At 73.3% G+C, this 13,149-nt stretch carries 14 protein-coding genes; 10 read left to right on the top strand and 4 right to left on the bottom strand.

Annotation, left to right across the window (positions count from 1 at the left end):
• Positions 1-25: 25 nt before the first annotated feature.
• The 3 genes from ACIQ87_RS21060 to ACIQ87_RS21050 all read left to right on the top strand — a co-directional run bounded on the left by ACIQ87_RS21060 (position 26) and on the right by ACIQ87_RS21050 (position 2,083).
• Positions 26-817 (top strand): DsbA family protein, encoded by a 792-nt coding sequence (locus ACIQ87_RS21060; RefSeq protein ID WP_402408812.1) that lies wholly within the window; start codon positions 26-28, stop codon positions 815-817.
• Positions 814-1,434, top strand: a complete 621-nt coding sequence (locus tag ACIQ87_RS21055; RefSeq protein WP_402408809.1) for a vitamin K epoxide reductase family protein — start codon at positions 814-816, stop codon at positions 1,432-1,434. The genes ACIQ87_RS21060 and ACIQ87_RS21055 overlap by 4 nt, the downstream gene beginning before the upstream one ends.
• Before the next feature lie 64 nt (positions 1,435-1,498).
• Positions 1,499-2,083: a dihydrofolate reductase family protein gene (locus ACIQ87_RS21050; protein ID WP_402408806.1), complete on the top strand. Its 585-nt coding sequence runs from the start codon at positions 1,499-1,501 to the stop codon at positions 2,081-2,083.
• A gap of 28 nt (positions 2,084-2,111) precedes the next feature.
• Here ACIQ87_RS21050 and ACIQ87_RS21045 read toward each other — a convergent pair whose 3' ends face one another.
• Entirely contained in the window at positions 2,112-3,095 is a 984-nt protein-coding gene (locus ACIQ87_RS21045) for an adenosine deaminase (protein ID WP_402408803.1), read from the bottom strand.
• A 184-nt stretch (positions 3,096-3,279) separates the two neighbouring features.
• On the opposite strand from ACIQ87_RS21045, the gene ACIQ87_RS21040 reads away from it, so the two are divergent.
• Positions 3,280-3,561, top strand: coding sequence for a DUF6158 family protein (locus tag ACIQ87_RS21040; RefSeq protein ID WP_359828492.1), 282 nt, complete (start codon positions 3,280-3,282; stop codon positions 3,559-3,561).
• Between the two features lie 119 nt (positions 3,562-3,680).
• Entirely contained in the window at positions 3,681-5,069 is a 1,389-nt protein-coding gene (locus tag ACIQ87_RS21035; RefSeq protein WP_402408800.1) for an NADP-dependent succinic semialdehyde dehydrogenase, read from the top strand.
• A 32-nt stretch (positions 5,070-5,101) separates the two neighbouring features.
• On the opposite strand, the gene ACIQ87_RS21030 is transcribed toward ACIQ87_RS21035, so the two are convergent.
• Positions 5,102-5,395 carry a hypothetical protein gene (locus tag ACIQ87_RS21030; RefSeq protein WP_402408797.1) on the bottom strand — a complete coding sequence of 98 codons (294 nt, stop codon included), beginning with the start codon at positions 5,393-5,395 and terminating at the stop codon, positions 5,102-5,104.
• 56 nt (positions 5,396-5,451) lie between these two features.
• On the bottom strand, positions 5,452-6,453 hold the full coding sequence (locus ACIQ87_RS21025; protein ID WP_402408794.1) for a Ku protein: 1,002 nt from the start codon (positions 6,451-6,453) through the stop codon (positions 5,452-5,454).
• A 146-nt stretch (positions 6,454-6,599) separates the two neighbouring features.
• On the opposite strand from ACIQ87_RS21025, the gene ACIQ87_RS21020 reads away from it, so the two are divergent.
• The 3 genes from ACIQ87_RS21020 (at position 6,600) to ACIQ87_RS21010 (ending at position 10,007) form a co-directional block, all read left to right on the top strand.
• The gene (locus ACIQ87_RS21020; protein WP_402408791.1) at positions 6,600-6,836 is read left to right on the top strand and encodes a hypothetical protein; all 237 of its coding nucleotides are present in this window, start codon (positions 6,600-6,602) and stop codon (positions 6,834-6,836) included.
• A 266-nt stretch (positions 6,837-7,102) separates the two neighbouring features.
• Positions 7,103-8,542 carry an amino acid permease gene (locus ACIQ87_RS21015; RefSeq protein ID WP_402408789.1) on the top strand — a complete coding sequence of 480 codons (1,440 nt, stop codon included), beginning with the start codon at positions 7,103-7,105 and terminating at the stop codon, positions 8,540-8,542.
• Between the two features lie 283 nt (positions 8,543-8,825).
• Entirely contained in the window at positions 8,826-10,007 is a 1,182-nt protein-coding gene (locus ACIQ87_RS21010) for a helix-turn-helix domain-containing protein (RefSeq protein WP_402408787.1), read from the top strand.
• 111 nt (positions 10,008-10,118) lie between these two features.
• Here the strand turns inward: ACIQ87_RS21010 and ACIQ87_RS21005 are convergent, their stop codons facing one another.
• Positions 10,119-10,907, bottom strand: a complete 789-nt coding sequence (locus ACIQ87_RS21005; RefSeq protein ID WP_402408784.1) for a serine protease — start codon at positions 10,905-10,907, stop codon at positions 10,119-10,121.
• Positions 10,908-11,047: 140 nt separating this feature from the next.
• Here ACIQ87_RS21005 and ACIQ87_RS21000 point away from each other — a divergent pair, with 140 nt between their 5' ends.
• Together ACIQ87_RS21000 and ACIQ87_RS20995 are read left to right on the top strand one after the other, a co-directional pair.
• Positions 11,048-11,887, top strand: coding sequence for an EI24 domain-containing protein (locus ACIQ87_RS21000; protein WP_402408781.1), 840 nt, complete (start codon positions 11,048-11,050; stop codon positions 11,885-11,887).
• Between the two features lie 540 nt (positions 11,888-12,427).
• On the top strand, positions 12,428-13,120 hold the full coding sequence (locus tag ACIQ87_RS20995) for a transglycosylase SLT domain-containing protein (RefSeq protein WP_402408778.1): 693 nt from the start codon (positions 12,428-12,430) through the stop codon (positions 13,118-13,120).
• Positions 13,121-13,149: the final 29 nt, after the last annotated feature.

Here is a 13,149-nt window from a genome sequence, read left to right as displayed (position 1 = left end):
GCCCGAGAGCACAGGACGACACCCCATGAGCAACGCCCGCAAGGCCGACAAGAAGACCTCCGCCACCGACCGCATGCGCGCCGCCCGGGCCCAGGCCGAGCGCTCCGACCGGATCCGCCGCCGGGTGGTCGTCGGCGGCGCCTCCGCCGCCGTGCTCGCCCTGGCGGCGGGCGTGGCCTTCGCCGTCGGCGGCTCCTCCGGCTCCGGTTCGAACGCCGCGAACGGCCCGCTGGTCGTGCCGGCCAACGCGAGCGGCGCCGGCGGCACCGTGATCACCTACGGCAAGGCCGACGCCCCGCACACCCTGGAGGTCTACGAGGACTTCCGCTGCCCGTTCTGCGAGCAGCTGGAGACGACCACCGGCAAGGCGATCCAGCAGCTCGCCGACGAGGGCACCTACAAGGTCGAGTACCACCTGGCGACGTTCCTGGACAACAACCTCGGCGGCAAGGGCTCGCGCACCGCGCTGGCCGCCGCCGGCGCCGCGCTGAACGAGGGCGTGGACAAGTTCAAGGCCTTCCACGACGTGCTGTACGCCAACCAGCCGGACGAGCGCAGCGACGCCTTCGGCGACGTCAACCACATCCTGGACCTGGCCGGCCAGGTGCCCGGTCTGAAGACCGACGCCTTCGTGAAGGCGGTCACCGACCGGACCTACGCCCCGTGGGCGGCGAAGGTCAACGAGGAGTTCAACAAGAGCGACGTGACCGGCACCCCGACCGTCAAGCTGGACGGCAGGAAGCTGGACGTCCTCAACAACGGCAAGGCCGTCTCCCCCGAGCAGTTCACCGCGATGGTCAAGCAGGTGACCGGATGACGACCGGCTCCCCCGCCGTACGGCCCGTCCACGGCGCGAGCCGCCCGTTCGCCTGGCTGCTGCTGATCGGCGGCGCGGTCGGCCTGTTCGCCTCGACGGTCCTCACGCTGGACAAGATCCGGCTGCTGGAGGACCCGTCGTACGTCCCCAACTGCAACATCAACCCGATCGTCAGCTGCGGTTCGATCATGCGCAGCGAGCAGGCGGAGGCCTTCGGCTTCCCCAACTCGCTGATCGGGCTGGTCGCCTTCGGGGTGGTCGTCGCGGTCGGCGCCGGGCTGCTCTCGGGCGCGGCGTTCCGGCGCTGGTTCTGGCTGGGCCTGCAGGCCGGGACGGTGTTCGGGATCGGCTTCGTGACCTGGCTGATGTACCAGGCGCTGTACCGGATCGGCGCGCTCTGCCCGTACTGCATGGTGGTGTGGGCCGCGGTGATCCCGCTGTTCTGGTACACCACGCTGCACAACCTGCGTTCGGGTGTGATCCCGGTGGGCCCGCGGCTGCGGGTGGCCGTCCGGGAGGCGGCCCGCTACCACTGGGTCGTCCCGGCGCTCTGGTACGCGGTGATCGCGCTGCTGGTCCTCAACCGGTTCTGGTACTACTGGAGCACCCTGATCTGATCCCCGCCCGCCGCCCTGCCCGCTCCGGCGGGAGGGCGGCGGACCGTCCTCCCCGTGGGGTGCCATGCGTCGCAGGATCGTTCTCTTCGTTTCCGTGTCGGTCGACGGCTACTTCGAGGGCCCGGACCACGACCTCGGGTGGAACCTCGTCGACGACGAGGTGCACACCCACTTCAACCGGGTGCTCGCCCGGATGGGTGGTTTCGTCTCCGGCCGGGTGACGCACGAGCTGATGGCCTCCGTCTGGCCCACCGCCGACCAGGACCCGGACGCCGACGCCGTGACGGCCGAGTTCGCGGGCATCTGGCGCGCGATGCCGAAGACCGTCTTCTCCCGGACCCTCGACCGCGCCGACTGGAACACCACCGTCGTCCGCGAGGTCACCCCGGAGTCGGTCGCCGCCCTCACCGCCGGTCCCGGCGGCGACCTCGCCCTCAGCGGCGCGAACCTGGCCGAGTCCTTCCTCGCCCAGGACCTCGTCGACGAGTTCCGCTTCTACGTCCACCCCGTCGTCCTCGGCCGCGGCACCCTCTTCTTCCGCCCCGCCGACCACCCCGTCCCGCTCTCCCTCAAGGACACCCACCGCTTCACCAACGGCGTCACCCTGCTCCACTACGAGCGCGGCGGCCCGTCACCCCTGGACGGGTGACGGGCCGCCGCGACGGACGTCCGAAAGGTCAGAACGTGTACGCCTCGACCTCGGCGAGGAGTTCGGCGCGGCGCTCCTCGCCGATGAAGGAGGCGCGGAAGGAGTTGGCGGCCAGCCGGCGCTGGGTCTCCCGGTCGAGGCCGAGGGCCTCGCGGACGGCGCGGAAGTTGTCCTCGACGTAGCCGCCGAAGTAGGCCGGGTCGTCGGAGTTGACGGTGACCAGCAGGCCGGCCTCCAGCATCTCGCCCAGCGGGTGGTCGGCGAGGGTGTCGACGCAGCGCAGCCGGACGTTGGAGAGCGGGCAGACGGTCAGCGGGATCTGCTCGCGCACCAGGCGGGCGACCAGCTCGCCGTCCTCCAGGCAGCGCAGCCCGTGGTCGATCCGCTCGACGCCGAGGACGTCCAGCGCCTCGGTGATGTACGCGGCCGGGCCCTCCTCACCCGCGTGGGCGACCCGGCGCAGCCCGGCCTCGGCGGCCCGGCGGTACACCTCGCGGAACTTCACCGGCGGGTGGCCGACCTCGGCGGAGTCCAGGCCGATGCCGGCGATCCGGTCGAAGTAGGGGCGGGCGGCCTCGAAGGTCTCCAGCGCGGACTCGGCGGACTCGTCCCGCAGGAAGCACATGATCAGCTGGGTGCTGACGCCGTGCCGCTCCTCGCTGCGCTCCAGCGCCCGGGTCAGGCCGTCCACCACCACGCCCAGCGGCACCCCGCGGGCGGTGTGCGCCTGCGGGTCGAAGAAGATCTCCGCGTGGCGGACGCCCTGCTCGGCGGCGCGGGCGAGGTAGGCGTCGGCGAGGTCGGCGAAGTCGTCCTCGGTGCGCAGCACGGCCATCAGCGCGTAGTAGAGGTCCAGGAAGGACTGGAGGTCGTTGAAGGAGTACGCCTCGCGCAGCGCCTCGGTGTCGGCGTACGGCAGCTCGACACCGTTGCGGGCGGCGAGCTCGAAGGCGAGCTCGGGCTCCAGGGTGCCTTCGATGTGCAGGTGGAGTTCGGCCTTGGGAAGCGGCATGTGCGATCTGTCCAGCGGTAGCGGGTGGACCCGGAGGTGACGGAAGGATCATCCTATGAGCTTCTCGACATGGTGGGCTCGGCGGGCAACCCACCCGGACCTGCCCGACCGGACCCGACCGGGTGCATCGGCGACGCTCCGCGGGCACGCTGTAGGAGGGGACTTCCGCCGAGGAGGCACCGAGATGCGGCACGCCGAAGACCCGCACATCCGGCCCGCGGGCATCTCCCCGCACGCCCTGGGCAACGACACGCTCCTGCACGAGCTGGAACAGCTGCACCGCACCCGCCACGAGACCTTCCTGTACGGCTCGGAGGAGGCGCTGAAGCGGCACACGCTGCGCACCGGCGAGCTGGAGGCCGAGTACCTGCACCGCTTCCCCGGCCGGCAGGTCACCGCGGCCCGGACCAGGGCCGGGGCGAGGGCCCGGGAGGCGGCCGCCCGGGTGGAGTCGCTGCCGGAGTGACCGGAGCAGGACGCGCGCCCGACGGGACACGCCGGGCGCGCGGTGGTGTGCCCGGAGCCGGGCCGTCGGAGAGGGTGTGAGGGCAGACGCACCGGACCCGAACCTCCTGGGAGCCCCGCATGCCCATCGCCAGCGTCAATCCCGCGACCGGCGAGACCGTCCAGACCTTCGAGCCGCTCGACGCGGCCGGCATCGAACGGCGGCTGGCCCGCGCCGAGACCGCCTTCCACAGCTACCGCGGCACCTCCTTCGCGACCCGCGCCGAACTGCTGCGCCGCGCCGCCGACCTGCTGGACCAGGAGCAGGAGGCGGTCGCCCGCACCATGACCGAGGAGATGGGCAAGCCGCTCGCCGGGGCCCGCGCCGAGACCGCCAAGTGCGCCAAGGCGATGCGCTGGTACGCGGACAACGCCGAGGCGCTGCTCGCCGACGAGCACCCGGCCCCGGCCGACGTCGCCGACTCCGGCGCCGCCCGCGCCTACGTCCGCTACCGCCCGCTCGGCCCCGTGCTGGCCGTGATGCCGTGGAACTTCCCTCTGTGGCAGGTCATCCGGTTCGCCGCACCGGCGCTGATGGCGGGCAACGTCGGCCTGCTCAAGCACGCCTCCAACGTGCCGCGCACCGCGCTGGCGATCGAGGAGCTGTTCCAGCGGGCCGGCTTCCCCGAGGGCTGCTTCCAGACGCTGCTGATCGGCTCGGGCGCGGTCGAGGGCGTGATCCGGGACCCGAGGGTCGCCGCCGTCACCCTCACCGGCAGCGAGCCGGCCGGGCGGGCGGTCGCGGCCACCGCGGCGGACGTCGTGAAGAAGGCCGTGCTGGAGCTGGGCGGCAGCGACCCGTTCGTCGTCCTGCCGAGCGCCGACGTGGACGAGGCGGTGCGCACCGCCGTCCGGGCCCGGGTGCAGAACAACGGCCAGTCCTGCATCGCCGCCAAGCGCTTCGTCGTGCACACCGACGTGTACGACCGCTTCACCTCGGCCTTCACCGAGGCGATGCGCGCGCTGAAGGTCGGCGACCCGATGGACGAGGGCACCGACGTCGGCCCGCTGGCCAGCCGCCAGGGCCGGGACGACCTGGAGGAGCTGGTCGAGGACGCCCGCACCCGAGGGGCCCTGGTGGAGTGCGGCGGCGGGCGGCCGACCGGCTGGGACTCCGGCTGGTTCTTCGAGCCGACGGTGCTCACCGGCATCACCCCGGCGATGCGGATCCACCACGAGGAGACCTTCGGCCCGGTCGCCACCGTCTACCGGGTGGCCGACCTGGACGAGGCGGTGGCCGTCGCCAACGACACCCCGTTCGGGCTCAGCGCCAACGTCTGGACCACCGACGAGGCCGAGCGGGAGCGCTTCGTGCGGGACATCCAGGCCGGCGGGGTGTTCTTCAACGGGATGACGGCCTCCCACCCGGCGCTGCCGTTCGGCGGGGTCAAGCGCTCCGGGTTCGGGCGGGAGCTGTCCGGGCACGGGATCCGGGAGTTCTGCAACGTCACCACGGTGTGGATCGGCTGAGCCCTCCCGGCCCCGCGCCCGCCCCGGGCCGGTCAGGACGCCATCCGGTGGCGGCCCGGCCCGGGGGTCATCCAGCGGGCGATCACGCCGCCCAGCGCGATGAGCGTCAGGCCCCAGACGATCGCCATCGGTATCAGCACCGGCAGCAGGCTCACCTGGACGGCCACCATGCAGAGGCCGATCGAGAGCGCGACCATGAACGTCACCACGGTGGGGCTGAGGCCGAGCAGCCAGTGCCAGGCGCGGTGCCCGAAGCCCCGGTTCCGCTGGGCTTCGGGCGCGGCCTGTTCCTCGGCCTCGAGTTCCTGGTAGGTCAGCAGGTCCATCGGGATCGCCTCCAATGCCGGACGGCTGGACGGGAGGAACGCCTGGCCCGGGAGGGTCAGGAAGCCTTGCGGGGAGCCGAGGACTTCCGGGCGGTGGTCTTCTTCGCGGCCGGGCCCTTCGCCGAGCCCTTCGCCGAACCCCCTGTGGAGCCCCCCGCCGAGGTCTTCGCGGCCGCCTTCGGGGCCGCCTTCGCGCCGGTCTTCTTCGCCGGGGCTCGCCTGCGCGGCGCGGGCGCCTCCCCCTCGGCGTCCTCGGCGCCGCCCGGCCCGCCGTCGCCCCGCCCGCCCTTGGCCTGCTTGAGGCTGCTGCGCAACGCCTCCATCAGGTCGATCACGTTGTCCGGCGCCTCGCCCGGCTCCTCCTCGTGCGGGACCTCCACGCCCTCCAGCCGCGCGGTGATCACCTGCTGCAGCGCCTGCTGGTAGTCGTCGTGCAGCTGGGAGAGGTCGAAGTCCTCGGAGAGGGTGTCCATCAGCGACCGCGCCATCTTGAGCTCCTGCGGCCGGACGGTGACGTCCCCCTCGGGCGCGATGCCGGCCGCCGGGCGGACCTCGTCGGGCCAGATGCAGGTCTGGAGCACCAGGGTGTTGTCGTGCACCCGCAGCACCGCGGGCGACTCCCGGGTGCGCAGCGCGATCTTGGTGACGGCGATCTGCCCGGACTCGGTGAGCGCGTCGCGCAGTAGCGCGTACGGCTTGGCGGCGGCCTTGTCGGCGACGCCGACGTAGTAGGCCTTGGAGAACATCAGCGGGTCGATCTCGTTCTCGTCCACGAAGGCCAGCACGTCGATGATCTTCTTGCTGGGCAGCGGCAGGTCGGCGAGGTCCTCGTCGGAGAGCGTGACGGTCCGCCCGTCGGGGGACTCGTACCCCTTGGCGATCTCCGCGTACGGGATCTCCTTCTCCTCCCGCTCGCAGTACCGCTTCATCCGCACCCGGCCGCCGTCCTTCTCGTGGACCTGGTGCAGCGGGACGTCGTGCTCCTGGGTGGCGGAGTACAGGTGGACGGGGATGCTGACCAGCCCGAAGCTGATCGTCCCCTTCCAGGTGGTCTGCATGGGGTCGCTCCTGACCGGCGCCGGGAGCCGGCCGGCACCGCGAACGCTCGGGATGCTCCTGCGGTCTGCCCCGAGAGTCCCACTCTGCCTGGATTTGCGAGGATCGTCCACACCGCGCCGACAATGGGCCGAGGAGGTCGATGCGGATGACCGCCCGTAGCCGGGAGGACCGGCAGGACCGGACCGGGCCGCCCCCGCCGGAGCGGTACGGCTACCTGGTGACGTACGCGGTGCGGGGCGAGCCCGGCGCCCGGCGCGCGGAGGTGACCGTCCTGCCCGGATACTCACAGGAGGAGGACATCCCCCGGATCCTGGCCGCCCGGCTGACCGGGCGACCGGCGGACGAGACCTCGATCACCATCCTCGACGTGCGGCCGATCTGACCGCCCACCCACGGGCGATTTGAGCCCCAACAGAGCCTGGAAGCCTCCCAAAAGACTGACAGCGCGTCAGATTTGAGGTTTCCATGCCACCTTTCCACCCACCCCGACCAGGTCTTTTGCGTCCGTTGAGCGAACAGTTACCAAAATATTGTTCCGATCACCGGTGCGTAGAAGTTAGGTTGCGACGCAATGCGCGGGAAAGTCCCCCACCCTCCGGCACGACGAGTCGAGGGTCGCACCGCGCTGGAAAGGCACAGGGTCCCTAGATGAGTGCGGACACCACCCGGCCCACCACGGCCACCAAGCTCCCCCAGCAGTCCGGTCCGATCGGACACGGTGGCGACGGCCACCTGAAGGCCGGACTCAAGAACCGCCACCTGTCGATGATCGCCATCGGCGGCGTGATCGGCGCCGGCCTGTTCGTCGGCTCCGGCGCGGGCATCGCGACCACCGGCCCGGGCATCCTGCTCTCCTACGCCCTGGCCGGCGCGCTGGTCGTGCTGGTGATGCGGATGCTCGGCGAGATGGCCGCGGCCGACCCGCAGAGCGGCTCCTTCTCCGCGTACGCGGACCGCGCGCTGGGCCGCTGGGCCGGCTTCTCCATCGGCTGGCTGTACTGGTTCTTCTGGGTCGTGGTGCTCGCGGTCGAGGCGACCGCCGGCGCGAAGATCCTCAACAACTGGGTGCCCGGCGTGCCGCAGTGGGGGTGGGCGCTGATAGTGATGGCGGTGCTGACCGCCACCAACCTCTTCTCCGTGGCCTCCTACGGCGAGTTCGAGTTCTGGTTCGCCGGGATCAAGGTGGTCGCGATCGCCGCCTTCCTGGTGATCGGCACCCTCGCCGCCTTCGGCCTGCTGCCCGGCACCCACGCGGTCGGCGCCAGCAACCTCACCGGCCACGGCGGCTTCCTGCCGCACGGGGTGGGCGCGGTGTTCACCGGGATGCTCACCGTGGTCTTCGCCTTCATGGGCAGCGAGATCGTCACCCTGGCCGCCGGCGAGTCGGAGGACCCGGAGAAGGCGGTCAGCAAGGCCACCAACAGCGTCATCTGGCGCATCGGGATCTTCTACCTGGGCTCGATCCTGCTCGTGGTCACCCTGCTGCCGTGGGACTCCGCCGACGTCAAGGCGAGCCCGTACGTGGCGGTGCTGGACCACATCGGCATCCCGGGCGCCGGCCAGGTGATGGACGTCATCGTGCTGACGGCGGTGCTGTCCTGCCTCAACTCCGGGATGTACACGGCCTCCCGGATGGCCTTCTCGCTGGGCCAGCGCGGGGACGCGCCCAAGGCCTTCGCCACGGTGACCTCGCGCGGCGTGCCGCGGGTGGCGATCCTCTCCTCGGTGGTCTTCGGCTTCGTCGCGGTCTTCTTCAACTACACCTCGCCGGACACCGTGTTCGCCTTCCTGCTCAACTCCTCCGGCGCCATCGCGCTCTTCGTCTGGCTGGTGATCTGCGCCACCCAGCTGCGGATGCGGAAGATCATCGAGCGTGAGATGCCCGAGCGGCACACCGTCCGGATGTGGCTGTACCCGTACCTGACCTGGACGGCCATGGGCATGATCGGGTTCGTCATGGCGTACATGTTCACCGACGCCGACGGCCGCAAGCAGATGTACCTGTCGCTGGTCGCCGCAGCCATCGTGCTGGCGGCCTCGGCCGTGGTGGGCCGACGGCGGCGGGCCGCGGTGGCGGCGGGCTCCTGACCCGCCCGCCCCGCGCGGGAACGCCGGGCCCGGGAGCCGATGCGGAGGCTCCCGGGCCCGGCGCCGTTTCTCCGGCGCCGCCCCGCCGTCCCGCCGGTCGGCCCGTCCGCCGGCCCCGCCGGTCGGTCCGTCCGCCGCCCCGCCGGTCGGTCCGTCCGCCGCCCCGCCGGGCGTCCCGGTGGCCGTCCCGGTCGCCCTTCCCAGTTTGACCAAGGCACGTCAAGGGGGATATCTGGGCCAGCGCTCCCCCACGAGCACTTCCCGACCCTCACCGGGAGACCCCGTGCCGATCCCGCCCGCCCCCACGCCGCTCTCCCCGCCACCGCCCCGCGCGGAACCCGAGTCCGCACGCCTGCGCTTCGGCCGACGGCTGCGCCACTGGCGCGAAGCCCGCGGCCTCAGCCAGGCCGAGCTCGGCCGGCTGCTCGGCTACCACGACTCGCTGATCAGCCGGGTGGAGAACGCCCGCCGCTGGCCGCCGCCGGGGATGCCCGACCGGGCCGACGAACTCCTCCTCGCCGACGGCGAGCTGGCGCAGCTGTGGCAGGCCCTCCAGCGGGAACGCCAACGCCTGGGCGAACTCGCCGCCGCCGCCCGGACACCGCCCGCCGCCGGCGCCGCCCCACCGGACGCCGCCACCGTCGAGGTGCTCGCCCAACTGCTCGCCGTCTACCGCGCCGCCGTCGGCCGGATCGGCGGCGAGGAGCTGGCCGCCGTCCTGGAACACCACGCCCGCACCCTGGCCGGCCGGCCACGCACCGGCCCACGCGAGAGCCCGGCCGCCGAGCGCTCGCTCGCCGCCCAGTACGCCGAACTCGCCGGCTGGGCCCACTTCGAGGGAGACCGCCACGCCCACGCGCTCGGCTGGTACACCACCGGGCTGGAATGGGCCCGCGCGAGCGACGACCGGGCCACCACGGCCGCCCTGCTCGCCCGCCAGAGCACCCTGTACTGGTGGCACGGGGACGCGGCCACCGCGCTCGCCCTGGCGGAGGCCGCCCGGAGCACCGCCCCTCCGCTGCCGGAGCTGTGGGCCTGGGCCGCCGTCGTCCAGGCCCACGCCCACGCGCTGGCCGGGCAGGCACCGCAGGTCCGCCGGAGCCTGGCGGACGCCCGGCGGCTGACCGGCGCCGCACTGCGCACCGGCGCGCCGACGCCCTGGACGGAGCGCGCCGAGCTGGTCCTGGCCGTCGCCCATGGCACCTGTCACCGGGACCTCGCCCTCCACACCGGCCGCACCGCCCACGCCCGCGCCGCGGCGGACCGGCTGGAGGCGGCCCTGCGACTGCTCGACCGGGCCGCCCGCCCGCGCGACCACGCCCTGATCACCGCCCGCCTCGCCGGCGCCCGCGCCCTCGCCGGTCACCTCGACGCCGCGGCCGCCCTGCTCTCCCGGCTGCCTCCGAACACCACCGGCCGCATCGCCCGCGAGCAGCGGCGGGCCGGGGAGTGGCTGCGCCGGTGAACGCCCGGGCCCCACGGCCCCGGCCCGGACGCGCGGCGGCGGGGCCGGCCACCACCCGCGGGAGTGGTGGCCGGCCCCGCCGGACCGGCCCGGCGGCCCCTGCGGGTCGGCTCAGAGGCCGGCCGCCGCCGAGGCGATGGCCGCCGCGTACGTGCTCACCTGGGAGTAGACGCCCGGGTAGCCAGCGCGGGCGCAGCCGTTGCCCCAGCTGACGATGCCGACCTGGATCCAGCGGCCCGCCGCGTCCTGGCGGACCATCGGGCCGCCCGAGTCGCCCTGGCAGGTGTCGACGCCGCCCTGGGAGACGTAGCCCGCGCAGAGCGAGCCGGCCTTGTTCAGGCCCGGGTAGGCGCCGGCGCAGGTTGTGTCGTCGACGAACGGCACGGTGGCCTTGAGCAGGTACCGCTGCTGGGCGCCGCCCTCGCTCGCGGCGCCCCAGCCCATGATGGTGAAGGTGCCGTTGTCGTAGGCGGTGGAGGTGGCGATCGGCAGGGTGCCGACCAGGCTGCCGCTGATCGGCGAGGCCAGCTTGATCAGCGCCCAGTCGTTGCCGTTCTCGGCGCCGGTGAAGGACGGCGACTGGTAGACGTACGAGGAACGGACCTTGATCGCGGTGCCGCTGCGCAGGTCGACCGCTCCCGCGGTGACGGTGATGCTGCTGTCGGCACCGGTGCCGTCGACGCAGTGGGCGGCGGTGAGCACGATCTGCGAGGTGTAGAGCGCGCCGCCGCAGCCCATCGAGAGCCGCACCATGAACGGGAACTCGCCCTGCGCCGCCCGCGTGCCGCCGACCACGCTCGGCGACGGCGCGGGCGAGGCGGCGGCGGGCAGCACGAGCACGCCGACCCCGAGCACCAGGCCGGCCAACAGGCTCATCAGCCTGCCGAGTTGACGCTTCATCGGACTCCTCCTTGCAGGTGGGGAAGACCGAGAGTGGCCCGGCGGGCGGCGCGGCAGGAGGGGGGCGCCCTTGCCGGTCGAAACTGGCAGGAACACGGCAATGCGAGGTTCCGGGCCGGGAGGCCCTAGGGTGATCAGCCATGCGTGATCTTGCGGCGGGGATGAAGTACCTGGTCGAGGGCCAGAGATGGGTGGGCCGGCACGGCCGCTGGTGGGGCTTCGGCATGCTGCCGGCCCTGCTCACACTGGTCGGCTACGTCGTCGCGCTCGCCTTCCTCGGCGCCTGGGCCAAGGACCTCGCGGGCTGGGCCACCCCGTTCGCCGACCACTGGGGCTCACCCTGGCGGGAGGCGCTGCGCGACGCGCTCGCGGCGATCGTCTTCGGCGGCGGACTGCTGCTCTCCCTGCTCACCTTCACCGCGGTCACCCTGGTGGTCGGGCAGCCCTTCTACGAGGCGCTGTGCGCCAAGGTCGACGAGACCGAGGGCGACGCGCCCGCCGCACCGGACACCCCGCTCTGGCGCGAGCTGCTGACCGCGGTGCGCGACAGCCTGTACGTGCTGGTGCGCGTGGCCGCGTTCGGCGTGGTGCTGTTCGCCTGCGGGTTCATCCCGGTGGTCGGGCAGACGGTCGTCCCGGCGCTCGGTTTCCTGGTGTCCGGCTTCTTCATGACCGTCGAGCTGACGGCCGTCGCCCTGCAGCGGCGCCGGGTGCCGCAGCCCGAGCGCATCCGGCTGCTGCGCGCCCGGCTCGGGCTGGCGCTGGGTTTCGGCACACCGCTGATGCTGGCCTTCCTGGTGCCGCTGGTCACGGTGCTCGCCATGCCGGGGGCCGTCGCCGGCGCCACCCTGCTGGCCCGCGACCTCGTCCCGACCGCACCGCAGGAGGAGCAGGAGGGGCCGGCCCCCGACGTCTCCGCCCCCGATGTCTCCACCCCCACCGGGCGGCCCGTCCCGGGCAATCCGTACGCGACCCCCTGAGACCGTGACGCTCCGCTCACGCTGCGCCGACATCGGGCGGGCAGACGTGTGAGCCCGCCCACAGGGGGATCACCATCCACGATCCCCGATAGTGGATGGGTGCCCCGGGGCGCCCTTCCCGACGCCGTCGGGATGCCCCGGGTGGACCGCCCACGACCGCGCCCCGCCTGAAGAACACAGGCCACCGTCGGTGTCGCGGCTGCGATCCTTCGCCGGCTCCGGGGCTCTCCCATCGGATGGTCAATTCGGGCAAATGAGCACGAAACCACCGCCGATCCTCGCCGCGTCGACTCCGCATCCACGATCCGGCGTAGTAGTGAACGCCTTTGCCACCCGTCCTCGGCCCTGCCAAGAATGGCCCGTCGCCAGGCAGCGCAGCCTCACCTCCGGCCGCGCCGCCCGCCCGCCCCGCCGCTTTCCGCCGGGGCGCCACGGCCGTCCAGGGCGGCCGCAGCGGGCCCCGCTCACCCGGAGCCCGCGCGATGCCCCGCCCCCGGTGCCCACCGGCACGGCCCCCGACGGAGAAGGATCGTCCGCCCGATGCAGCTCAGCCAGCTCAGCCATGCCCGCCGCAACTCCCTGATCACCGGTGTCGCCACCCTCGTGGTCGCGAGCGCCGCCACCGCCGCCCTCGCCATCCCGCAGGCCGGGAACACCACCGGGGCCGCCCCGGTGGCCGCCGTGTCGGCGGACGGCCGGCCGGTCACCGAGCCGGGCCAGGCCGACGCCGCTGCCGCCGCTGCCGCTGCCGCTGCCGCCGACGCGCAGGCCGCCCAGGAGGCCCAGGCCAAGGCCGAGGCGGACGCCGCCGCCCAGGCGCAGGCCGAGGCGCAGGCTCAGGCTCAGGCGCAGGCGCAGGCCGACGCGAAGGCCCAGGCCGACGCCGAGGCCGCCGCCTCCCGCTCCCAGGAGCGCCAGAACCTCAACAGCGCCCCGGCCGCCTACTCCGGCACCCCGCAGCAGATCGCCGCGCAGATCGTCCCGGCCGGCCAGCTCCAGTGCTTCAGCAACATCGTGTACCGCGAGAGCAGCTGGAACCCGCTCGCGGTCAACGCCTCCTCCGGCGCGTACGGCCTGGTCCAGGCCCTGCCCGGCTCCAAGATGGCCTCCGCGGGCGCCGACTGGCGCACCAACCCGGCCACCCAGATCAAGTGGGGCCTGGACTACATGAACACCCGCTACGGCAGCCCCTGCGCCGCCTGGTCGTTCTGGCAGGCCCACCACTGGTACTAAGCCGGACCGGTTCGGCCCACCGGGGCCCG

The sequence above is a fragment of the Kitasatospora sp. NPDC096204 genome, assembly GCF_044763205.1.
Lineage (GTDB): Bacteria > Actinomycetota > Actinomycetes > Streptomycetales > Streptomycetaceae > Kitasatospora.
Note: the sequence above shows the minus strand (reverse complement) of the source record. Positions and strands in the feature narration are given on the sequence as shown.

Coding starts and splice junctions, on each gene's coding strand:
- ACIQ87_RS21050 (WP_402408806.1), top strand. CDS start 1,499: ATGCGTCGCAGGATCGTTCTCTTCGTTTCCGTGTCGGTCGACGGCTAC.
- ACIQ87_RS21015 (WP_402408789.1), top strand. CDS start 7,103: ATGAGTGCGGACACCACCCGGCCCACCACGGCCACCAAGCTCCCCCAG.
- ACIQ87_RS20995 (WP_402408778.1), top strand. CDS start 12,428: ATGCAGCTCAGCCAGCTCAGCCATGCCCGCCGCAACTCCCTGATCACC.
- ACIQ87_RS21025 (WP_402408794.1), bottom strand. CDS start 6,453: ATGCAGACCACCTGGAAGGGGACGATCAGCTTCGGGCTGGTCAGCATC.
- ACIQ87_RS21055 (WP_402408809.1), top strand. CDS start 814: ATGACGACCGGCTCCCCCGCCGTACGGCCCGTCCACGGCGCGAGCCGC.
- ACIQ87_RS21045 (WP_402408803.1), bottom strand. CDS start 3,095: ATGCCGCTTCCCAAGGCCGAACTCCACCTGCACATCGAAGGCACCCTG.
- ACIQ87_RS21030 (WP_402408797.1), bottom strand. CDS start 5,395: ATGGACCTGCTGACCTACCAGGAACTCGAGGCCGAGGAACAGGCCGCG.
- ACIQ87_RS21040 (WP_359828492.1), top strand. CDS start 3,280: ATGCGGCACGCCGAAGACCCGCACATCCGGCCCGCGGGCATCTCCCCG.
- ACIQ87_RS21060 (WP_402408812.1), top strand. CDS start 26: ATGAGCAACGCCCGCAAGGCCGACAAGAAGACCTCCGCCACCGACCGC.
- ACIQ87_RS21020 (WP_402408791.1), top strand. CDS start 6,600: ATGACCGCCCGTAGCCGGGAGGACCGGCAGGACCGGACCGGGCCGCCC.
- ACIQ87_RS21005 (WP_402408784.1), bottom strand. CDS start 10,907: ATGAAGCGTCAACTCGGCAGGCTGATGAGCCTGTTGGCCGGCCTGGTG.
- ACIQ87_RS21000 (WP_402408781.1), top strand. CDS start 11,048: ATGCGTGATCTTGCGGCGGGGATGAAGTACCTGGTCGAGGGCCAGAGA.
- ACIQ87_RS21035 (WP_402408800.1), top strand. CDS start 3,681: ATGCCCATCGCCAGCGTCAATCCCGCGACCGGCGAGACCGTCCAGACC.